This is a genomic window from Pseudoalteromonas sp. HL-AS1 (genome assembly GCF_031198785.1).
Lineage (GTDB): Bacteria > Pseudomonadota > Gammaproteobacteria > Enterobacterales > Alteromonadaceae > Pseudoalteromonas > Pseudoalteromonas distincta.
Genome location: NZ_CP133569.1, coordinates 2,144,910 through 2,168,755 on the forward strand (window position 1 = coordinate 2,144,910; position 23,846 = coordinate 2,168,755).

17 protein-coding genes are annotated in these 23,846 nt (G+C 40.4%); 11 read left to right on the plus strand and 6 right to left on the minus strand.

Annotated elements, in window-relative coordinates; all coding sequences use genetic code 11:
- Positions 1–231 precede the first annotated feature (231 nt).
- From ccoN to ttcA, 11 genes are all read left to right on the plus strand, one after another.
- Complete coding sequence (gene ccoN / locus RB214_RS09970) at positions 232–1,665, plus strand: cytochrome-c oxidase, cbb3-type subunit I (protein ID WP_165743040.1); 1,434 nt, start codon at positions 232–234, stop codon at positions 1,663–1,665.
- A 12-nt stretch (positions 1,666–1,677) separates the two neighbouring features.
- On the plus strand, positions 1,678–2,352 hold the full coding sequence (gene ccoO, locus RB214_RS09975; RefSeq protein WP_165743090.1) for a cytochrome-c oxidase, cbb3-type subunit II: 675 nt from the start codon (positions 1,678–1,680) through the stop codon (positions 2,350–2,352).
- A gap of 5 nt (positions 2,353–2,357) precedes the next feature.
- Complete coding sequence (locus RB214_RS09980) at positions 2,358–2,543, plus strand: CcoQ/FixQ family Cbb3-type cytochrome c oxidase assembly chaperone (protein ID WP_024597380.1); 186 nt, start codon at positions 2,358–2,360, stop codon at positions 2,541–2,543.
- Positions 2,540–3,574 (plus strand): c-type cytochrome, encoded by a 1,035-nt coding sequence (locus RB214_RS09985; RefSeq protein WP_309166526.1) that lies wholly within the window; start codon positions 2,540–2,542, stop codon positions 3,572–3,574. The genes RB214_RS09980 and RB214_RS09985 overlap by 4 nt, the downstream gene beginning before the upstream one ends.
- Positions 3,575–3,723: 149 nt before the next feature.
- Positions 3,724–4,215, plus strand: a complete 492-nt coding sequence (locus RB214_RS09990) for a FixH family protein (RefSeq protein ID WP_002963075.1) — start codon at positions 3,724–3,726, stop codon at positions 4,213–4,215.
- An 8-nt stretch (positions 4,216–4,223) separates the two neighbouring features.
- Positions 4,224–6,599 (plus strand): heavy metal translocating P-type ATPase, encoded by a 2,376-nt coding sequence (locus tag RB214_RS09995; RefSeq protein WP_309166529.1) that lies wholly within the window; start codon positions 4,224–4,226, stop codon positions 6,597–6,599.
- Positions 6,596–6,763: a cbb3-type cytochrome oxidase assembly protein CcoS gene (ccoS, locus tag RB214_RS10000; protein WP_002963071.1), complete on the plus strand. Its 168-nt coding sequence runs from the start codon at positions 6,596–6,598 to the stop codon at positions 6,761–6,763. Before RB214_RS09995 ends, ccoS begins: the two co-directional genes overlap by 4 nt.
- Positions 6,756–7,427 (plus strand): sulfite exporter TauE/SafE family protein, encoded by a 672-nt coding sequence (locus RB214_RS10005; RefSeq protein ID WP_039490095.1) that lies wholly within the window; start codon positions 6,756–6,758, stop codon positions 7,425–7,427. The genes ccoS and RB214_RS10005 overlap by 8 nt, the downstream gene beginning before the upstream one ends.
- A gap of 70 nt (positions 7,428–7,497) precedes the next feature.
- Entirely contained in the window at positions 7,498–8,235 is a 738-nt protein-coding gene (locus RB214_RS10010; RefSeq protein WP_309166547.1) for an FNR family transcription factor, read from the plus strand.
- Between the two features lie 103 nt (positions 8,236–8,338).
- Positions 8,339–9,271 (plus strand): universal stress protein UspE, encoded by a 933-nt coding sequence (gene uspE / locus RB214_RS10015; protein WP_309166548.1) that lies wholly within the window; start codon positions 8,339–8,341, stop codon positions 9,269–9,271.
- 153 nt (positions 9,272–9,424) lie between these two features.
- A complete protein-coding gene (gene ttcA, locus RB214_RS10020; RefSeq protein ID WP_002963067.1) occupies positions 9,425–10,339 on the plus strand; it encodes a tRNA 2-thiocytidine(32) synthetase TtcA in 915 nt (304 codons plus the stop codon).
- 82 nt (positions 10,340–10,421) lie between these two features.
- Here ttcA and RB214_RS10025 read toward each other — a convergent pair whose 3' ends face one another.
- The 6 genes from RB214_RS10025 to recC form a co-directional block, all read right to left on the minus strand.
- A complete protein-coding gene (locus RB214_RS10025; RefSeq protein WP_309166549.1) occupies positions 10,422–11,483 on the minus strand; it encodes a hypothetical protein in 1,062 nt (353 codons plus the stop codon).
- A 253-nt stretch (positions 11,484–11,736) separates the two neighbouring features.
- A complete protein-coding gene (locus tag RB214_RS10030) occupies positions 11,737–12,807 on the minus strand; it encodes a hypothetical protein (RefSeq protein ID WP_309166550.1) in 1,071 nt (356 codons plus the stop codon).
- 291 nt (positions 12,808–13,098) lie between these two features.
- Positions 13,099–14,424, minus strand: coding sequence for a PAS domain-containing methyl-accepting chemotaxis protein (locus tag RB214_RS10035; protein WP_309166551.1), 1,326 nt, complete (start codon positions 14,422–14,424; stop codon positions 13,099–13,101).
- Between the two features lie 431 nt (positions 14,425–14,855).
- Positions 14,856–16,904, minus strand: a complete 2,049-nt coding sequence (recD, locus tag RB214_RS10040) for an exodeoxyribonuclease V subunit alpha (protein WP_309166553.1) — start codon at positions 16,902–16,904, stop codon at positions 14,856–14,858.
- Positions 16,901–20,479 carry an exodeoxyribonuclease V subunit beta gene (recB, locus tag RB214_RS10045; protein ID WP_309166555.1) on the minus strand — a complete coding sequence of 1,193 codons (3,579 nt, stop codon included), beginning with the start codon at positions 20,477–20,479 and terminating at the stop codon, positions 16,901–16,903. The genes recD and recB overlap by 4 nt, the downstream gene beginning before the upstream one ends.
- Positions 20,466–23,765, minus strand: coding sequence for an exodeoxyribonuclease V subunit gamma (gene recC, locus RB214_RS10050; protein WP_309166558.1), 3,300 nt, complete (start codon positions 23,763–23,765; stop codon positions 20,466–20,468). The genes recB and recC overlap by 14 nt, the downstream gene beginning before the upstream one ends.
- Positions 23,766–23,846: the final 81 nt, after the last annotated feature.

Genomic DNA, 23,846 nt, shown 5'->3' on the forward strand with positions numbered 1-23,846 from the left:
ACAAGCTCACAAAGTTTGATTGATGTCATAATTTTATGTAATTGACCTATCTTTTTTAGGCCAAAAAATTTATCATTTCACCCGCAAAAAAATAAGGGTTTCTCAAGTTTTTTTTCTGAAGTTTTCATGTATTGAAAGTTTTAGATAACACGCTTGGGGAAAATAGTAGGCCCCACTTTTAAAGGTGGGTAATTCATTTCTAAACGCATTTATTGCAGCGGAAGCCAGAAAATGAGCCAAACAGTAGCATCACAAACTGAGTATAACTATAAGGTTGTACGCCAATTCGCTATTATGACAGTGATTTGGGGCATCGTTGGCATGAGTATTGGGGTTCTGATTGCTGCCCAATTAGCTTGGCCAGCACTTAACTTTGATACACCATGGTTAACTTACTCTCGACTACGTCCGTTACACACGAACGCAGTAATTTTCGCATTTGGTACTAGTGCACTGTTTGCGACGTCTTATTACGTCGTACAACGTACTTGTCAAACGCGTCTTTTCTCAGACAAACTCGCCGCCTTTTCATTTTGGGGCTGGCAGCTAGTTATTGTATTAGCAGTAATTACATTACCACTTGGTATTACTAGCTCAAAAGAATACGCAGAACTTGAATGGCCAATCGATATTTTAATCGCTGTGGTTTGGATTGTTTACGCTATTGTATTCTTTGGTACTTTAATCAAGCGTAAAGTGTCGCACATTTATGTTGCTAACTGGTTCTATGCTGGCTTTATTATTACTGTTGCAGTACTACACATTGTAAACAGCATGGCAGTGCCTGTGTCGTTAACTAAATCATACTCAATCTACGCAGGTGCGGTAGATGCTATGGTTCAGTGGTGGTACGGTCATAACGCTGTAGGTTTTCTATTAACTGCTGGTTTCTTAGGTATGATGTATTACTTTGTACCAAAACAAGCAGGTCGCCCAGTTTACTCATACCGTTTATCGGTAGTTCACTTTTGGGCATTAATTTCATTATACATCTGGGCAGGTCCTCACCACCTTCACTACACTGCGCTTCCTGATTGGACGCAAAGTTTAGGTATGGTTATGTCTATTATCCTATTCGTACCGTCTTGGGGTGGTATGATTAACGGTATTATGACCCTATCAGGCGCATGGCATAAACTGCGTACTGATCCAGTACTACGCTTCTTAGTTGTTTCATTGTCTTTCTACGGTATGTCTACGTTCGAAGGCCCTATGATGGCAATTAAATCTGTAAATGCGTTATCTCACTACACAGATTGGACAATCGGCCACGTACACTCAGGTGCACTAGGTTGGGTTGCTATGATCTCAATTGGTGCTATTTACCACTTAATTCCTGCGTTATTTGCACAAGGTCGTATGTACAGCGTTAAATTGGTTAACACCCATTTTTGGTTACACACTGTTGGCGTTGTTTTATACATTGTTGCAATGTGGATCTCTGGTGTAATGCAAGGTCTAATGTGGCGTGCAGTAAATGCCGACGGTACATTAATGTACAGCTTTGTGCAGTCTTTAGAAGCGTCGCATCCTTTCTACATCATGCGTTTTGTAGGCGGTGTATTCATCGTAGCAGGCATGTTAGTTATGGCTTATAACGTTTTCCGTACAATTTCAGCTGAGAAAGAATCGCTGAAGTTAGACGCGCAAGCACAATTAGCATAACGGAGTGAGATGATGAGCAATAAAAATTCACAAAATAAACATGAGATAGTAGAAAAGAACGTTGGCCTTATGGCTATTCTGACTGTTTTCGCTATCAGCTTTGGTGCATTAGTTGAGATTACTCCGCTAATGTTCCAAGACGACACAACTAAACCAGTAGAAGGCTTACGCCCTCTTAATGCTTTAGAAATGGAAGGCCGCGACCTTTACGTGCGTGAAGGCTGTTCTAACTGTCATTCACAAATGGTCCGCCCTTTCCGTGATGAAGTTGAGCGTTACGGTCATTACTCTGTAGCGGGTGAGTCGGTATGGGATCACCCATTTTTATGGGGTTCTAAACGTACTGGTCCTGATTTAGCCCGTGTTGGTAAGCGCTACTCTGACGATTGGCACTATGCGCACTTAGTAGATCCACGTGCAGTAGTTCCTGAATCAAACATGCCAGGCTTTCCTTGGTTAGCAGAGAATACGGTTGATACCAGCCTTACTCTGAAAAAACTACAAATTTTCCGTGATACTTTTGCTATCAACCCAGAAAACCCAAAACACCCGGGCCTAGGTTATGGCAGCGACGAAGAACTTAAAGCTGATGTTGAAAAAGTTAACGCTATGAATAACGGCGAAGGCGCAACAGAGATGCAAGCTCTAATCGCGTATTTACAGCAACTTGGTACCCACTTGAAGTAACTATTATGGATTACGGAACATACAGAGGCATTTTAACTCTGGTAATTTTAGTATTGTTTATTGTGATTGTTGTATGGGCATATAGCAAACGTAGCAAAAATCGTTTTGACAGCGCTGCTAATGCCATTTTTGAAGATGAAAAAAAACATAACAACACACTCTCTAACGAGGAAAAGGAGTCTGAGAAATGACTAGCTTTTGGAGTATTTGGGTTATTGTATTAACCCTATCATGTTTGTTCATTTTGTTTGGTTTACTCGTGTGGAATTTAAAAAACTACGCTGGTGTACCTGAAGGTGAAAGCTGCGGACATGAATATGATGGCATTGAAGAGCTAAATAATCCACTACCAAAGTGGTGGACTTACATGTTTTTCGCAACTTTTATTTGGTCAGTATATTACCTTGCAGCTTACCCAGGTTTAGGTAACTGGGAAGGTTTAGGTAAATGGACTAGTTCTAATCAAGGCATTACTACTTTAGCAGAATCTAAAGAAGCGATAATTAAAGCAAAAGAAGAAGGTCGCTTTGTAAAACTTGATAAAGAGTACGAAGCTGCACAAGAACGCTTTGGTCCTATTTTTAATCGACTTGCACAAGTGCCGGTTTTAGATTTAGTTAATTCTAAGTTTGAAGGTGACGCAGCGCAGCAATTTGCTCTTGAAAATGGTGACAAACATGAACAAACAGATGGTCAATTAGCCATCGAAATTGGTCAGCGTTTATTCTCACAAAACTGTACGCAATGTCACGGCTCTGATGCACGTGGTGGAACAGGCTTCCCTAACCTAACTGATAAAGATTGGTTATATGGCGGTACACCAGACAAAATTAGAGAAACTCTGCTTAATGGTCGTATAGCAGCTATGCCACCTTGGGGCGCAGCATTAGGTGAACAAGGCGTTAAAGAAATGACAGCACACGTGCTAAGCCTTTCTGGTCGTACTGTTAATCAAAAAGATGCAGCTGCAGGTAAAGCTAAGTTTGCTATGTGCGCCGCATGTCATGGTGCTGACGGTAAAGGGTCAGTTGCACATAACCTACCATTTGGCGCGCCTAACCTGACTGATAACATTTGGTTATACGGTGGCTCTCAACGTGCTGTTGAAGAAACACTTAACCACGGTCGTGCCGGTGTAATGCCTGCTTGGAAAGACATTTTAGGTGAAGATAAAATTCACTTATTAACAGCTTATGTTTACAGTTTATCGCAAGATAAATAAGCACGCGGTTAATAAAATGTTTATAAATTAATTTATTTAATTCAATAGATTAATCCAGATCAAAAAAGCCTCCAGTGTGAGGCTTTTTTTTAGTCTTTTACGTATAATTCCTATAAAATAACGCTTCCTAAACTAATTTTAGAGACACTATGCAACCTACTCCGTGGTATAAAAATTTTTGGCCTTGGTTTTTAATCTTTTTTCCGTTAGTTGCCATTATTGGCTGTATTAGCTTATTTATTACGGCAATAGGTAACGGCCCAGATATGGTTGTTGACGACTACTACAAAAAAGGCAAAGCAATAAACTTAGAACTGACTAAGTTTGAAAAAGCAAAAGCACTTTACTTACATGGCGAATTAAATGTAACCAACGAGCGTGTAAGCTTTAAGTTTACAAAAGGTGACAGTAGCAACGTGCATGTTTTAAAACTATCGTTTTACCACCGTACTATTAAAGCGCATGACTTTGAGGCCACACTTACACCTAATGCCAATCAAGAATTTACTGCATTACTTGATAAGTATACGCCAGGTGCATATTCTGTATTTATTGAGCCAATTGATGGCAGCTGGAAACTAAAAGAAAACATTGTTCTACCGACGGCTGAAACCGTTTTAGTTACTCCTAACTATAAGTAATCATTACTATGTCTCACTCTTGCTTTCATTGCCTTGAAAGTGTGCCAAACGGATTTAGCGCAAACGTTATAATTGACGATATAGCCCAGCCAATGTGTTGCATTGGCTGCCAAGCAGTTGCGCAAAATATTGTTGATCAAGGTATGACTGATTATTATAAATACCGAACTGTTCGCGCAGGCAAAGTTGAGCAACTGGTACCTGAGCAACTCGCATTTATAAAAAGTTATGACAACGAAGACATTCAAGACGAATTTATAGCTACTAACGATAATATCTCAGAGGTATTGTTGAGTGTTGAAAGTATAACCTGCGCAGCGTGTGCGTGGCTTATCGAAAAACAACTCTTAAACTTAAAGACTGTAAAACGGGTTGATGTAAATACTTCCACCAACCGCGCGATGATCCAATGGGATAAAACCAGCACCCCATTGAGTGAAATTATTACTTCCTTAGCCAAAATTGGTTATAAAGCCTACCCATTTCAATCAGATATTGAAGCTCAACAAAAGCAACAAACTGCCAAAGCCTATATTCGCCGCTTAGGTGTTGCAGGCTTAATGACCATGCAAGTTATGATGTTTGCGTTTGCCATGTACTTTGGCATGTTTTCAGGTATGGACAGCAATTTTGAGCAGTATTTTAGATGGATCAGCTTAGTACTTGCCTCTCCGGTTATTTTATATAGCGCACTGCCCTTTTTAACCAACGCCATAAATGGCTTAAAAGCAAAACAGCTCAATATGGATTTACCCGTATCGCTGGCTATTTTTGGTGCGTTTGGCGCAAGTTGTTACGCCACATTTATGCAAGTCGGCGAAGTATATTTTGAATCTGTATGCATGTTTACCTTTTTACTTTTATTAGGTAAGTATCTTGAATTTAGAGCGCGTTTAAAAGCGAGCGAATTTACTGCTAACTTACAAAAATTATTGCCATTAACAGCCCGCACCATTAACGACAGTGGTGAAGAACTTATAATTGCAGCCAAAAAACTAAAACTTAATGACGTAGTACTCATTAAAGCGGGTGAAACAATCCCTGCCGACGGCGAGCTTATAAAGGGTAAAACTACGGTTGATGAATCAATGATGACGGGCGAACACCAACCCGTTACAAAATTTATCGGCCACAATGTCTACGCCGGTTGCGTTAACCACGACGGCGTTATTGAAATAAAAATTAATAAAATTGGCCAAAATACCCTTTTAAATCAAATTATCCGCTTGCAACACAACGCATTAACTAAACGCCCTAAACTGGTTGAAATTACAGATAAAGTTGCGCAATGGTTTATAGCGTGCCTGCTTATATTTGCTTCACTTACAGCTATTGGCTGGTACCAAATTGACCCTGAACACGCATTTTGGATCACCATTTCGGTTTTAGTTGCTACCTGCCCATGTGCCCTGAGTTTAGCCATACCAACCGCACTTACATGCGCGGTTGCAACATTGACCCGTAAAGGCGTATTAATAAAACAAGCGCATGTGCTCGAAACACTCTCACAAATTACGTTATTTGCCTTTGATAAAACAGGCACACTCACCCAAGGTAAATTTAGCCTTGATGAAGTAGATATACTCGATAAGCAATATACAAAAGCGCAAGTGCTAGATATGGCAGCTATGTTAGAGCGTTATTCTGAGCACCCTATCGCCAGCGCATTTGATGAAATTACTCCCGCTCACCACAATCTTAATAACGTTGAAGTGCATCCAGGTCTGGGAATTAGCGCACAAGATGCAAACAATCATTATGCGATTGGTAAAAGTGGTTGGTTTGATAGCAAAAAATCAAATGCACAAGCAAGCTTGTATATAAATAAGCAGGTTGTTGCACGTTTTTACTTTATTGATAAAGTAAAAAACGATGCTAAAAAGCTTATAGACTCACTTCAATCGCAAAATTTAACGTGTCATATGTTAACTGGTGACGCATCAGATGCAGGGCAAAAAGTAGCTAAACAGCTCAACCTTGGAAGTGTGCAATCTGGATGTTCGCCACAAGATAAACAAACAGCCGTTGAACAATGGGCGTCACAAAACGAAGTAGTTGCAATGGTGGGCGATGGCGTAAATGACAGTCCTGTATTTGCCAGTGCACATTTATCTATTGCTATGGAAACCGGTGCTGACATATCAAAAAATAGCGCCGATGTAGTGCTCCTTAATAGCGATTTAGCTTCAATTGATCATTTACTCAATGTGGCAAAACAAACCAGACGAATTATTAAGCAAAACCTTGCGCTGTCTTTATTGTATAATGCGTCCATATTACCATTGGCAGCGCTGGGCTTAGTCGCTCCGTGGATGGCTGTTATTGGCATGTCTGCCAGCTCAATTATTGTGATTAGTAATTCACTAAGGCTATTAAAGTTATGAGCATAATTTACATTTTGATCCCCATTGCCATTTTGTTTGTCATTATTGCTATAGGCGTTTTCTTTTGGGCCGTAAAAAGTGAGCAGTTTTCTGATTTAAATAAGCAAGGTCATAGTATTTTGTTTGAAGACGACAAAGAGCAACATAACAAAAGTAATGATTGACCCTCTTTATACCAGCGCATTTTTAATGGGGCTAATAGGTAGCGGTCATTGCATTGCCATGTGCGGCGGTATTGCAAGCTCATTACAACTGGCAAGTGATAAACGCAAAACATTTACCTATTCATTTGCCTATAATACCGGGCGTGCACTGAGCTACATGGCAGCAGGTGCACTTGTTGCTGGTATTAGCAGCCAATTTGCTAGGCAAAACACATCTTTTTCTTTAGCACTTTCATTCATTGCAGCTATTTTTATGCTCCTAGTCGGCGTGTATATAATGCGCCTGGGTCCTACGTTGCAATGGTTAGAAAAAATTGGTAAAACCTTAGTGTGGCAACACATTGTTAAGCTAAATAAATACTTAATGCCTATTAACTCCCCTTTTAAAGCTCTAGGTTACGGTGCTTTGTGGGGATGGCTTCCATGTGGACTTGTTTACTCAGCACTTACATGGGCGATGACTAGCCCAAGTGCCCTAGACGGTGCTTTAGTGATGCTTTGTTTTGCTTTGGGTACTTTCCCCGCAATGATCACGTTAGGCGTTACCGCACAAAAACTAAATAGTATTATTAACCACCCTTGGACCCGAATTGTATTGGGCAGTGTTATAATCTGGTATGGTATCTACTTATTGATAATTGCAACTGACAAGCTGATACAGTAACCTATTCGCAGTATTAACCTTTTATGGTTATTTTGCAGTCGTGTGTATAAAAATTTAAACGGATTAAATTATGGATTTCTCTCAAAGTCGCGCTAAAGGTAATTGTGCTATTAGCTGTAATAACTGCAGTATTAGTCAATTGTGCTTGCCATTTTCTCTCAATGGCCAAGAAATGGATAAGCTAGACGAAATTATTGAGCGAAAAAAACCACTCCATAAAGGCGACTACTTATTTGAATCAGGCGCCCCTTTACAAGCTATTTATGCAGTACGTTCAGGTTCATTTAAATCGTACACATTATCAGAGCAAGGTGATGAGCAAATAACCGGGTTTCATTTAGCGGGTGACTTAGTAGGCTTTGACGCGATAAGCAAAATGGCGCACCAGAGTTTTTCGCAAGCACTCGAAACGTCAATGGTGTGCGAAATACCATTCGATACCCTTGACGAACTTGCTGGTAAATTACCAAAACTTCGTCAACAAATAATGCGCTTGATGAGCAGCGAAATTACATACGATCAAGAAATGCTGTTATTACTTAATAAAAAATCAGCAGAAGAACGCTTAGCTAGTTTTATTTATAACTTATCTGAGCGTTTTGGCGAGCGTGGTTTTTCACGTAAAGAATTTAGATTTACTATGACGCGTGGTGAAATAGGTAACTACTTAGGCCTAACTGTGGAAACGATTAGTCGTTTATTAAGTCGTTTTCAAAAAGCCGACTTAATTAAAGTTGAAGGTAAATTTATTACAATCTTAGATAATGATGCCTTAGCTAAAACGGCAGCAATCGTTAGGCCTCGCTAAATTAAATAGTTTGATTTAGAACAACAATTTATATGCTACCCCTTTAACTGTTTTATATTTGCGTTACACTAATTGTACACCCGTTAGGCAAATGGAGTAGCATATGAACACTATTAAACGCATAATTGCGGTTATTGACCCTACCAAAGACGATCAACACGGTTTATCACGTTCAATAGACCTAGCCAAAAAATCTGGCGCAAGTATTACCGCCTTTATGACGGTTTACGACTTCTCTTATGAAATGACAACGATGCTATCTGGCGATGAACGCGAAGCAATGCGTGATGCCGTACTAAAAGATCGCCAGCTATGGCTTAACGATTTGGTTTCACCTTACAAAGATATAAATATTGACACCCAAGTGGTTTGGCATAACCGTCCTTATGAAGCCATAATCGATACTGTAATTGATCAAAAGTACGATTTAGTAATTAAAGGCACACATCAACATGGTGCACTTAAATCCGTTATTTTCACCCCTACCGACTGGCATTTAGTACGAAAATGCCCTGCCCCGGTGTTGTTTGTTAAAGAAATGGCATGGCCAGAAAACGGTAATATTTTAGCTGCTGTGAATGCGGTTAGTGAAAACGAAGAACATGTAGCACTTAATAAACGGGTAATTAAAGACGCACAATTTTTATGTGAACTTGCCAACGCAAAACTTAATTTAGTTAATGCTTATCCTGCAACGCCCATAAATATAGCAATCGAAATTCCTGAGTTTAACCCTGGACTTTATAACGAATCAGTTAAAAAACACCACATTGAATCAACCAATGCACTTGCTGCTGAGTTTAATTTAAGCCAAGAGCAATGTTTTATTGAAGAAGGCCTACCAGAGGATGTAATCCCTGATGTAGCTAAGCGGTTAAATAGCGAATTAGTTGTTATTGGTACCGTTGGTCGTAGAGGCTTAAGTGCCGCTTTAGTAGGTAATACAGCAGAGCATGTAATTGATAGCCTTGACTGCGATGTACTAGCACTTAAGCCCGATGGTTACGTAAGCCCGATGGCAAAGAAACTAGATTAATTAAAAATTTAGCTAGTAACAAACTGGATATTACTTGCTAAAAATACCGTGTTTAATTACATCCTAAACTCGCATATTCAGGTGGTTTGGGTATAATACGCCCCTTTATTTTTAGCAAATAACTTTGCTGTATTGTTTTACTAGGGGGCGTAATTGTCACACTCAGATCAAGCTAAAGCTCAATTTAACTTAAATAAGCTACAAAAGCGTTTACGTCGCCAAACTGGTCAAGCCGTTATGGACTTCAATATGATTGAAGAAGGTGACCGTATAATGGTGTGTTTATCAGGTGGCAAAGACAGCTACACAATGCTTGAAATGCTTCAACATTTAAAACGTGTAGCACCTATAAAGTTTGATCTCGTTGTTGTAAACCTAGATCAAAAACAACCAGGATTTCCTGAGCACGTTTTACCCCAGTATCTTGATAAATTAAATGTAGAATACAAAATTGTAGAAGAAGATACCTACAGCATTGTTACTGACATTATTCCTGAAGGTAAAACAACCTGTTCACTTTGCTCACGACTGCGTCGTGGTATTTTATACCGCACAGCAAATGAGTTAGGCGCAACTAAAATAGCCCTTGGCCACCATCGTGACGACATGATTGAAACGTTGTTTTTAAATATGTTTTACGGTGGAAAACTAAAAAGTATGCCGGCTAAATTAATGAGTGATAACGGCGAGCACATGGTTATTCGCCCACTTGCATACTGTAAAGAAAGCGATATAAGCCAATACGCATTTGCACAAGGTTATCCAATTATTCCGTGTAACCTATGTGGTTCGCAAGAAAACCTACAGCGTAAACATACAAAAGCAATGCTCGCTAAATGGGATGCTGAGCATCCAGGTCGTATTGAGAGTATTTTTACAGCAATGCAAAACGTCGTGCCTTCACACTTAGCTGATGCTGATTTGTTTGATTTTAAAAACTTACAAACCGGTGAAGTCATTGATGGTGGCGATATAGCTCTTGATAAGCCAGACATTCCTAAAGTGCCTGTTACTAATGAGCTTGATGAACAAGAAGCGCCAAGTGTAGTTACTATAAATCTAAGCTAACATATCTAGGCTAACAAATTTAAGGGGGTTGTATTTATGTACAACCCCCTTAAATTTACCAATTCAGCCTTGCGTTCTATTTTTAACTCTCAGCTAGGCCTTGTAAAAACTCTAAACTTAACTTTTCTTGTGCATTAGTCTGATACGGCAACTGCTGTAAACTGTCGTACGAGAAATCGTTTATATCAAAATGGCTTATTTCACTATTCCCAAAGCTGTTACGCTCACCTGGGCTTGGCGACATTCTTTCTATTATAAAGTCACTTAAGCGCATATCGGTAACGCCCTTAGGTAGTACTGACCAATGAGCTTTTAAGTCTACGGTTTGGCTCCCTTGTGTTAAGCGTTCCTTAGATACTAAATGAGCAAGTGGTGTATCGCCACTATATAAATTCGCCCTAACACGATACAAACCACTTTTTATCACCGTTAAATTAGCCGGCATAACCATGTTTTCATTTTGAGCATAAGCAGTTTCAAAACCTGTTAAAGTAGCACTTGGCGGCATATATTGAATTTGCGCAACTACGGGTACTTTTTTACCGTCAACATCGCCCTGCACATACACTTGCAAACTACGAGGGTAATCTTCTTCTTCTTTAAATGTAATAATTGCCTCACCTTCACGCGCATTGCCCGTATGGGTATTTAATACCTCCTTTGTATCAGTATTTGCAAGTTCAACGACCACTTTACCAAGCCCTTGAGCGCTTACCTTTATTGTTATTTCTTCTGGGTATACAAAACGATATTGTTTGAGGTTTACCGTTAAAGCATCGCCGCTTTCACCTATGGGGCTCGACACAGGATAAAATTGATTTGGCTTTAATCGATCTTCATCTAAAGTACTTAAAGGTTGGGAATAAGGAGGAAACTTAAGTGCACTTTCGTATTGCATCACCACTTGCTGCGCTGCTTTTGTAAGGTCTTCATTAAACGCAATTTGCTTTTTTGATTGTGGTTTTTTAGCTTTAGGCACATCTATAGGGATCACTTTTACAGGCGATAAGTCAGGTGCGTTCGCGCTGTGTTTAATCTGTGGTTTTATTGGCTCAGCAACTTTATGAGCATCATTTTTACCAGTCAACCATAGCGAGAATAAAATAGTGCTAATAATTAAAGCAACGACATAAAATTTTTTCATTTTTATATTTCAATCTTTTATAAGGCGTATAGTTTTTAATACCAACCTGCTTTATTTAACGTTAAGAAAATTACGCTAGAACTAGGCAAAAATTTTTGTATCTAGTTGTTCTCGGCAATTGCTCCCTGCATTGCTCTACCTCCTGCATCCATGCAGTCGTAAATAAAAAATTTTTAACGACGTTATAGTGGAATTTAATTCGTTAAATTGATCAAAGATTTATGCAGATTGGTATAACTACACGCCTTCTATGTTATGGAATCACATTATAAATAAGTGCTGATGCACTTAAATTATTTGAATCCTTAATATAACGATATTGTTTTTTCCAAAACCAACTACCTGTAGTTTTATCAAACGTATTAAACCCTACGTTATTACCTTCAACATTTACGTTATTCATGGCTATTGTGACATTACCTTTACGCTGCGCGTTATGTATTTCGTTATGGCTATAACTGTCACTCATCATCATTGGATAATGATTTGGCATAAAGCTACTAACAGCATCACCTTGCGATTTTAAATGGCCATCTGTATCAATACTGCTGCTACAACTTCCAAACGAGCCAGCCGAACTTGCACCACATGAAGAGTGCGATGCTACAACCGAATCATCATTACCTTTTAAAAATCCACCTGTTAAACCTAAATACGCATTACCATCTGCCACAAAGCGTAAACGAGGTGTACGTGCATCAGGAAATGGCGATATTTTACGGGCATTATTCACTTTTAAATCGTGTAATACACCAAAAGCTTCGGTTACATCGCTCCCTAGCCACCATTTGAGTGCTGCATCGACCGCAAAGTTCCATGATGCACCAGTTAAAGCACTAACTGCTACATCTGCAAGCTCACTTCCACCACCCGCGCCTGCTAAATCAAACGTCGCAACAATATTAAGCGGCTGTAAGCCTGCGTTTTCTAACCAGTTTTCTTGGTTATCAATAATATGGCGTGCAACTAAGTCGCCTGTTGAATGTGTTACAAATACACAGCCATCACTGCATAAATTAGAGCGTGAAATTTGCTTTAACTTTGGCCACACCCAATCGGTAGCAATTTTATCTTCAATTCGCTCATAAGCAGGCCAATCAATTCGCTCATCTGCACGATTATTCCAGTACGATTGCCAATATGTTTCACCGTCATTAATTACATCACTACCCGACTTATTGGTTATTTGCGAAGTTTGTAACCCGTGAATTAATATAATTTTGTAGTCTTTACTCGCAGCAGAAAAGCTCATTAGCATAGCAAGCCCAGCACCAATTAGGTGACTTGGTTTAATTAATGTGTGTGTGCGCTTAGTGTTGTTCATACAATTCCTTAATGTTGTGTGCGTAATATTTTATTATCATTTAAGGTATTCATACTAGGGCTTGTCAGCCTTGGCGTTCATCAGTATTAGGAACAAAGAACAAAAATGCAACAATTTATTATCATTTATAGGAATGAAGAAACTTATTACTTGTTATTTAATGGGTTAATAAAGAATAGTTGTTAAATTTAAAATTATCAGGGGTGTTTCGAGAGTAATATTGAGGGGGGTTAGGTTGAGCGGGTACCGGTAAAGGTGCCCGCTTTAGAATAAGGAGAGGACGTAACTAATCTAGCCGTTAGCTTTGAGTTCACTGGTAAATTGCCCAATCGCATTTACAACTTCTTGTGCGCCTTGCTGAATTTCCTGCATCACATCACCCGACTCTTTAGATAGTGCTAAACCTTGCTCTGCTTTTTCTTTACCTTTTTCTATTACAGCCACCGTATTTTGGGTTTGTGATTGGTTACGCTGTACTACTTCCACTATTTCTTCTGTTGCTTTTGATGTGCGCGATGCAAGTAATCGAACCTCGTCTGCAACCACAGCAAAGCCTCGGCCTTGCTCGCCAGCTCTAGCCGCTTCAATTGCGGCATTTAGTGCTAATAAATTGGTTTGCTCTGCAATACTACTAATACTTTGTACAATACTCGATATTTGTTGCGACTGCTGATCAAGCGCTGAAATTTCACTTGCAGCTTGCTCCATGTTAATAGCAAGCTCGGTCATTACTGTAACCGTATCTTGTATAACGCTCGCGCCTTGCTCTGCTTTTTTATCAGTTTGGGTTGAGGTGCTATAAGCAATTTCGGCAGCCTGAGATATCGCAATTTCTTGATTTACTTGCTCTGTAATAACTGTTGCAAACTTCATTACTTTATAAAGCTCATTCATGTCATTTGAGATTGGGTTATATGACGCTTCTAACCATACAACATTGCCGTATTTATCAACACGCTTAAAGCGCTCCGCTATAAACTGTCCTTCTCTTAATTTAGCCCAAAACTGTTGATACTCTTGGGAATTATACTCTGAAGCTTCACAAAATGTGCGATGGTGTTTTCCTATTAATTCACTTTCTTGATAACCCATTACTGATAAAAACTGCTCATTTGCTTTTAAAACATGGCCTTCTAAATCAAATTCAATTACTGCCATAGAGCGATATATCGCTTTGATAGTGTCGCTTTGCTCGCGGGAAGCCGTAATTGTTTTTGTAAGCACACTCCCGAATATAGAAAAATAGAGCAACTGATCTTGCTCCCCTTTTACAGGATGTACTATTAAACGTAACCATTCAGCTTTACCATCACCGCGCGCAATTTGTAATGCACCGCCCCAATGTCCTTCTTTTTTTATAGCTTGCTGTAGGCTTTTAAATTCTGAAGATTGACGAGATGACTCAGTAATAAAATCATCAAAAGAGTTATTAGTAAGATCGTCTTCGTTGTAGCCTAAGTTTTCTAAAAACCTATCATTGGCGTGCGAAATTCTGCCATCATAGAGAATGTTCAGTACTAACATCTCTCGGTAAAGTCCTTCCCACACTTGTTGTAACGGATAGAGTTCAGCTTTTAAAGAGGCTATTTCATTTTGCTTATTTTTAGAAAAAAACATTAATATCCTTACTAGGGCGTGTTGACCTTTGTGGATTGAAATTTGTTCAATCTAGGGGCGATTAAATCACGGCGCGAGGTTTGTAACCTAGTGGGCTAAGTAAAAACCGAGCAAAGCTTCCGCGTCCTGCTCACGCCCCTTACCTACATCCATGTAGGCAACAAAGAGTTAATCGTCCCTAGAAAGAACCCAAAGGGCAGCGTATGTTTGGTATTTATACTACGTTATCGCCTATTTATGGGGAATACCACACTACATAGGCTCTGCCTTGCCTAAAAACCAAACACACTACTGCAAATTCAGCCACCAAAAATCAACACGCCCAAATACATTCAATATAAAATTAACTTTAGTATAGAAGACATTTATAATAACGCGATAAATAACAAGCAGTTTGAAGCTAAATTATTAATAAAAAATTCAAACTAAGCTTAAAATTGTAACCTTTCATACAAACCAGATGCTCTTGATACGCTTTTATTCATTGCTAGTTGCAGTACTTTTTTGTCTGCCACCAGCTCAAAGGTATTTTTAGCACGGGTTATTCCCGTATACACTAATTGCCTGTTAATACCCATGCGCGCTTGTTTTAGCGGTGGCAGTACCATAGCGGTGTAACTAAACTCTGAACCTTGTGATTTATGAATAGTCATTACGTATACTTTATCGTGTGCAGGGAGTCGTGCAGGTGAAAATGCTCGTTGATTACCTTGCTCATCAATAAATATTGCTTTGAGCTGATTACTTTCATCGGGCATTAAAATACCAATATCGCCGTTAAATAACTTAAGCTGGTAATCGTTTTGGCTCACCATAATGGGCATGCCTGTATAATGATGAGTATTAGGGCTAACTGTTATTAAACCTTGCTGTTGCAATACGCGCTCTATTCGCTGATTTAAGCTATGCACGCCGTAATCGCCCTCTCGTACCGCAGCTAAAAGCTGATAACTAGCAAAAGCAGCATGCACCTGTACAACATCTGCACCTTGGGCAATTAAGTTAAGATACTTTGCATAATGACTTGCTGCACTTTTAACAAGCTTTTCAATCGGTTTTGCTACAAAGTCGTAATCTAAAATCACATCGTTAAAACGCCCTTCAGTACTTTCTTGCTCAACATAATTTAAAATACCGGTGTTGTTGGTGTTTACCGCAAGTGCGAGTTGACCAATGCCGCTTTGTGCATCAAATCGATAACTGTGCTGTAAAAAGGCAACGCAATCTGCGAGTTTAAATTCACTCACGCTTTGCGCTACGAGCTTAGGCTCATTATTAAAACATAAGCTATTTAGCTCATCACAACGTGCTTGCGAGTAGCTTGGCGTTTGCCCAAGTATTAAACCTTGGCATAAATCGCTCATTACGCTGCCGGTATCAACCGAGGCAAGCTGATCTTTATCTCCTAGGAGTATTAATCTCGCGTGCGCAGGGAGTGCTTCTATTAATTTAGCCATCAGCGATAAATCGACCATACTGGCTTCGTCAATAATTAGTACATCTAAATGCAGCGGATTGCTTTTGTTATGTCTGAATTTATTAGTAAACGGTTTTACGCCCAATAAGCGATGAATAGTTTGGGCGCTTTGCGGGAGCAGCGTTTTTATATCATCAGGAATCGTTGTGAGCTTATTTTTAGCGCCCAAAATAGACTCACTTAAACGTGCAGCGGCTTTACCAGTCGGTGCCACCAGCTTAATGCTAAGCGGCGCGGTTTTATAAAGTGACTGTAAAATAGCCAGTAACTTAGTCACTGTGGTAGTTTTACCTGTCCCAGGACCACCCGTGATCACGCTAAAGCCTTTGGTGGCGGCAATCGCACATGCCACTTTTTGCCAATCAGTTTCAATTGCAGAATCTGCAGGAAAATAGGTATTTAAAAGTTCAGCCAATATTTCGTTGTTAATATTGAGCTTTCGCTCGCTCATACTTAGTAATCTATCTGCAAGTGTTTGCTCATAATCGGCAAGGCGCGCAAAATAAAGTCGCTCGTTAAACAGTTGTAGTGGTTTATTTTCGCCTACGCTTTCATGGCTTTGTAAATAACTAAGCGCTGAGTGTACATTAAAATCATCACTAAACGGGCTTAGCGTACTGGGCACATTGCCATCGAGTTTATTAAAGTCACTATTGCGCAAGTTAAAAGGATTACTCCAATCAACCTCATTTAAAGTTAGGCAGCTATGCTGACTTTGCTGCGATAAGCACAGTAATAAAATAATATAAAACAGCTCATTATGTGTTTGCTCTTTGTTATTAGCACACAGTAATTCTGCGAGTTTAACATCAACTACACGTAGTCGATTTTGCGCTAATAAATACTCAAGTAACGGGACTTCGATAATCGTATTATTTAACACAATGTCCTCTAATGGGGCATCTTGTGCTACATTTTTTGAAGTAAGAGGCTCTGCTGCTTCATTATTAAGTGACTCGTCTATATCGTCAAACAAGCCAGGTTGTTCATTTAAATCGCTCATAGCATAGCTCCTTGGCTAAATAAGCCATCTAAAATAATCACTTGTTCTACAGTTAGCTTTTTAAAGTACACGCCTTGCCCTGCCGGCATCCCACGTAAAAAAGTATAATACACACCGCCTAAATGGGTTTCTATTGAGTAATCAACTATGCGTTGCTTTAATAAACGATGCAGTGCTACGGTATAGATTAAATACTGTAAATGATACTGATGACTGCTCATCGCTTGCTCAAGCATGTCGCTCTCGTAATCAGCTGGCGTGCTACCTAAATAATTAGACTTATAATCTAAAATATAATATTTACCTTGGTAGCAAAATATTAAATCGACAAAGCCTTTTAACAGGCCTTTTACTTGTGAAAATTCAAGCTTACTTTGCGTAAAGCCAAAATGTTTAACCAGCATTTCGTTTAGCTTAGGTGCACTTAAACTATCAAGAGGTAAATTAAATTCCATTTCGACTAGGCAATCATTGGGTGTGAGCACACCTAATGAAAGAAGGCTGTTTTCTAAAGAGCTGTTATCTAGGGGACACGCAAGAACATCAAGTACCCACTTTTCAGCCACTTCTCGCCATTGCTCACCTATGTGGTATTTTTCAAGGCTGCGCTTAACTACTTCAGATAAGTTTTGCTCAGTATTAGTTGGATGAACTATTGGGCTAGTAAAATCTATTTGTTCAAATATTTCGTGTAAACAGCTACCAGGCTTTGCCCCTTTAGGAAAACTATAAGGTGATGGTATTTCGTCCTCTTGCACTGCAAACTCGTCTTTTTCGTGATCTTCATCACTTCGCCCTGGTGCTAATTGGTCGCTGTGCTTTTTAAAGCTCAACGCACTAAAGCTGGTTGCTCGCCAGTTACGCTCAATATTTGCCGTTACTTTATTAACACTTAACGTTTGCTGCGCACTTTCACTGTTATTAAAACAAAGTGTTCCCTGCTCTAATAATGTTTGTGAGGTAAATTGCTGATAGCTCATCGCGCTGTTAGCGTCGCAAAACTCACTTAAATGCGAGCGCCATGTTTGGCTACTGGCAAGTTCAAGCCCTGCAAATAAAACATGCCCAAGTGCACTACTTTGCATAGCCAAGCGGCTACTTTGTCCTTGCCCAATGTTATAAACACCAAGCGCACAAAAATGTACGGCGCGAGTAAGTGCTACATAAAGCAGGCGTAAATCTTCAGCTAGGCGTTCTTGTTCTGCTTTTTGAAGGGCATCTTCGTCTTTACTTAAATCGTAAACTAGCTTGCCATTATTATGATAAAGCGCTTCTTTTGTTTCGCGATAGCCACTGGCAAACGGCATAAATACCAGTGGGTATTCAAGCCCCTTTGAGGCATGCATAGTGACAATTTTAACCAAATTGGCGTCACTTTCTAGGCGTACTTGTACTGTTTCACCGTCTTGTTGGCTTACCTTTTGTGCAAACCATCGCAGTAAACGCAGCGTGCCTTCAAGCTCTATTTGTTTTTGCTGAAGTATTTCGCCCAAGTGCCTAAAGTCCGTCAGCCAACGCTCAACGTTATATCCTAACCCTTGCCATTTAGCGCTAAGCTGGTTATGGCTCATTAAGCGCTCAAGCATTGCCATAGCGCCTTGCTTGTTCCAAATGTGGCTAAGTTGTGCAAAAAAGTTTAAATGCTCTTGCCATTTATTTTCATCATCAGCGAGTGCATGTATTTCGTTATAACTTAAACAAAATAACGGGCCAGCTAAAACACCGCGCAGCAATGACTCGTCATATTGACCATGCAGCGCTGTTAAAAAGTTAAGTAGGTGATGGCTAAGCTCTTGGCTAAAAACGCTCTCGCGCGATAAATACACACTGGCTATTTTGGCATCACCTAGTGCTTTTTTCATTATTTGTGCTTCAACACGGTCGCGCACTAATATACAAATATCGGCAGCGCTAACAGGGTTACTGCCAATACACGCATCCCCTTGTTTTGCTTTTTCAAGCAGGGTCACTATTTTATTAGCAAAGTGAGTGGCTAAATGTGCTTGCCCTACACCTTTGTTGGTTGGTTTGTTTTTTTCATCGGCGGCTTCATCTACAAATACATTAAATTCGAATGCGGTCGCGGGTTTGCCATCAATTAAAAAAGAGTCATCCGCTTTTTTACCTTTAGCAGCTACTGCGTTAAAGGGTATAGCGTCGTTATAAATAAAGCTGTTAGCGTGTTTGCCAAATAAACTATTAACGCTATTTACTATATCGGTGCTTGAGCGAAAGTTAGTCCCCAGCGTAAATTGCTGATCAGCCTGTACAGCTTCTTTTGCGCCAATATATGTAAAAATATCCGCGCCCCTAAAGCCATAAATAGCCTGCTTGGGGTCGCCTATCATGGCAAGCGTGGTATTTTGTTGCCCATAAATTTTACTAAAAATACCGTACTGAATCGGATCGGTATCTTGGAATTCATCAATCATGGCAACCGGAAACAACTGCGCAATTTTTTGCGCTAGTACGTCGCCTTGCTCGTTATTAAGCGCACTGTGTAAATTAGTCAATAAGTCATCTGGGGTGATAACGCTTTGCTCTTGCTTGCGCTTAACTATTGCGGCTTTTACCCAGCGTGCTGCATGTTGTACAACTGCTATTTTGAGCCCTTGGTTTATGGTGTTATTAAGTGCGGCAAGCTCGTCAAACTGACTCAGTAATGGATGCACAAATAATGGCTGATTTTTTTTATAATTGCTCACATCGCTTAAGCTTTCTGTACTCCACACTTCAAACGAATACTTGTTAGTGCCAAATTCAAAAAACAAATCGCCGCCTAAACAAAATGCCTCAAGCGCACCAAGGCTGCCTTTTCGTGCTGGCGTTTTAGACCCGCTTAAACCCGAGCTTTTAATAGCACCGATAAACTCTTGCTCTAACACCGCTTTTTTAAATGCAGGCACACGGGTTATGTACTCGTCACGGGCTTTCCATACATCATCTAAATTTATTTGTGGCGTAATGTGCGCATTAGCTTTGTTTAAAATGCTCGCCACTTGAGCGAATAAAGACTCTGGTGCGGCAAATACATCTAAAATAGCATCGGTGCGTTCTTTATTAAGTGGGTATACAAACGCACGCCAAAAATCTTTAATGGTTTCGAGCAGTATGTCGCGCTCATCTAAAATAAATTCGAGATTAAACGCCACTCCCGACTCAAACGCATGTTGTTTTAGCATCCGCTGACAAAAGCCATGAATAGTAAAAATAGCGGCTTCGTCCATTGATTTAGCAGCTGCATCGAGCAAATCAAACGCGCGGTGCTTATCATCAATTTTGGCAATTACGCCTTCAATGAGTTCGTCGTTTGGGTCTTGCCCAAGCAATGCGTCGCGCGCAGCAATAATTCGGCTGCGTACGCGGTCTTTAATTTCTTGGGTGGCGGCGTCGGTAAAGGTTACAACCAAAATTTGCTCAACACTGAGCGGCGTACTTAACTCACCTTCTATTTGCATACCTAGTAAGTAACGTAAATACAGCCCCGTAATGGTATAAGTTTTACCAGTACCCGCACTGGCTTCTATTAAACTTTGACCAATGAGCGGCATAGTAAGAGGATTAAGCGCTTGCATGGTCACTTTCCTTTGCGTGTTCAAATAAAGGCGTGAGCAATTTATCACTCCATTTTATAAATTCTTCTTGGCAGTCGTTTAGCGATTGCACCGTTAATCGAATATACGGATTTTCGCCCTCGCCTCGCCCTATGTATTGCGGGCTAAATTTGCTCATTGCTTTTGTTATATCGCCGCCGCTTTTAACGTATTCATAACCACTTACCGGAAAGAACGGCACAGGCTCTGCGCGCAGCGCTTTGTATAACTCAAACCAATCGGCTAATATTGCATCGGCATCAGCTTTATTAATTGGCGCAAAGGTAATTTGCTTATCGAGCCCAAGTAACAATGTTTCTACTTGTTGATCCATACTTTGCGCTGCGAGGTGATAAATAAAGCCTTTAATTAAATCTTTCGCTTTAATACTTGCACTGCGGTAAAACACTTGTTTTTGCAAATACACATGATTGAGCCAGCCCTCTATTTTGGTGCCTTCAATGGTAAGCACAACTTCTATTGGCTCACTTTTTCCGCCTTTAATCTGCTCTTTTACTTGCCCTGCAAGCGCATCAACTCGGTGCTCCATACTCTCAAATATGAGGCTGCCTACATTGGCTTGAGGTAACTCACCTCGTTGCAGTATTTGCTCGGTACTCAGTGGTCGCTCGTTTATATTGGCTTTAAGTATTTCATCAAGGTAAAAATAACGGCGCAGCGCATCTAGGCTAAAGGGTTCTTCGTCTTTTGCTACTTCGTTAAATTGTGGCAGGCGTAAGCCTAATGTTTGTTGATAAAAGCTCTCTTGTGCACTGCACACACTTCTAATAAACACATCAAGATCTAGCTGCTCTGGCACAGTCACATCAAGTGCAATAACTGGCTCTGGTTTAATTGACTCACTTGGCAGCCAAATTGGATTGTAACTGTGGTTGCTCAGCACAGTATTGGCTTGCTCATCGGCTAAGTAATAATGGCTATTAAAGGGCTGTAAATGCTGCTGATTGATTAAACATGCTGGCAGTGTTTTTTCACTCTTTTCGTTTAATACAAAACTACGCCCAATATACTCTAAAAGCTCACTTACAAGCGTTGATGGCATGCGCGGTTGGTTATCAAAACACGAGCGACCAATGTAACTCATGTATAAGTTGTCGCGGGCACTCAGTAGTGCTTCTAAAAATAAGTAGCGGTCATCTAATTTACGTGATCGGTCACCTTTTTGCTTTTTAGAATAAGGCACTAAGTCAAAACCAATGGGCTGTACGTTACGCGGGTAGTCAGCATCGTTTAAACCCAGCATACATACCACTTTAAATGGCACGGCGCGCATGGGCATTAGCGTACAAAAATTTACTTGCCCGACCAAAAACCGCTGCCCTACGCCTTTTTCTTGAATGCCTTGTTTAACTAAGTAACTAACAATACGCTGCGAAACCGCTTTGCTGTAATCGCCGTTGTCGTGGTGCTTTTGTAACTCTTCGAGCACGTTTTGAAGTACTAATAAATCCCAGCTGTCGTCACTTTCACTTTCGTATATGGCGTTTAATAGCTCGCTTAAAATATGCGCTTTATTAGTGAGCGTGTCATCCGGCGTTAGCTGCTCTTTAAAGCTTTGCAGTACATCAATAAAGTGTACGAGCTTATTGAGTGTATCAAGCGCCATGCCTTCTACTTCATCAGCGCTGTAAATACCGTTAAACGGGCATTGTTCGTCGCGCATGGCAATGCCAAGCAGTAAACGGTTGAGCCCGTGTTGCCAGGTATTTAAATCGATAGCAGGTAAATCAAAACTGCTTTTATGCGCTGCGTTTATACCCCATTTAACACCTACACGTTCAAGCCAGTATTGAATTTGCTCGTATTCGTGTGCTTCAAGCCCAAATTTTTCGGCTATTTGCGTCACTTGTAATAAATCGAGAATATCCGACACACCAAAGCGCGAAAACGGTAAGTTAGCTAAACTCGCAAATGAACTAAGGACAGGCTTTTCTTGCTCTATGGCTAAATCGGCCAATGCGTAAGGAATAAAGCGGCTGCCTTGTGCCCCGCCAAATACGGCTTCAATGTAAGGGCTGTAAGTGCCTACATCGGGCATCATGACAATTATATCTTTGGGGGTAAGCGTTGGGTTTTGATTAAATAAGTTAAGTAAGTAGTCGTGCAAGCGCTCAACTTCTCTGAGCGGTGTATGGCAATCGCTTAGCGTAATACTGGTGTCGGTTGCACTGATTGGTAACTTACCTTCGTCGTTTATAAACCACTCTTTGTTATCGCTCAGCGATTCGCCTTTAAACGCAAGCTGATAAATCTCGCTTTGTACTTGCCCTAGTAAGGTGTCGTCAAACACATCAATAAAACCGTCAATCCAACGGGCATCTAACTGTACGAGTTGCTCAAAATAGTCGCGACCTAATTTACCCCACGACGATAACAACGGATTACCAATAAAGTAGTATTCTTCATCTGGATTGGTTTGTTTTTTTTGTTGTGCTTCCACCAGCGGCATTTTGGCGTATTTAGCGCTTATTTTAGCTGCTGTTTTTTCATCTATAATATCGCCCCAGTAATGCTCACTCGGGTTAAAAAAGAATAATATAACCTCGGTTTTTTTACTCAGCGCTTCAAACACCTCTAGCTGGGAGCTGGCAATCGCCGATATACCAAATAAGCTAATGCGTTGTGGCAGTATGCTATTGTCCATAGTCTCAAGTGCTGCTAGTAACTGCCCTTGCATATTAGCGCGATGAAATTGGCTTTGCCCAAGGTCTTGGCTTAGCTTTACAATGCGTCGCCATAAGTCAGGCTGCCATGGGGCAATGGTTACATCTACATCATCAAGTTCATCTTTGCCGCTATCCCATGTGGCTATCCAGTGCGGTCGGTACATTAAATATTGGTCGTACACATCGGCTATTTTTTCGCACAGCGCAAAGGTTTTTTGCCCGTCGATATCGCCCTCTAAATAAGTTTTTAGCGGCAAATATAATGGCTCGTCAATACAGGTTGGTAAAATTGCGAACAGCTTCCAAGCAAGGTTGGGCTTATTAAATGCCGACTCTTTAGGGACATTTGGCAGTAATTGCTGATACAACTGCCAAATAAAGCTCGACGGCAGCGGAAAATCTACCTGCGCCGCAACCCCTAAGTTTTCGCTCAAACCTATTTTTAACCACTGCGACATACCCGGCGATTGCACTAGCACCACTTCTTTGTCGAACGGGCTTTGCAACGGGTTTATTTTTAACAGCTTGTGGAACTGCGCTTGCAGGGCTTCCATCCGGTTTGATTGAATAATATTTAGCATATAACACTGACCTTGCTTGAGATAAAACCAGTGTAAGATATTTTCAATATTAGGGGTAGCGCAAACGGGTAATTGGCTTTA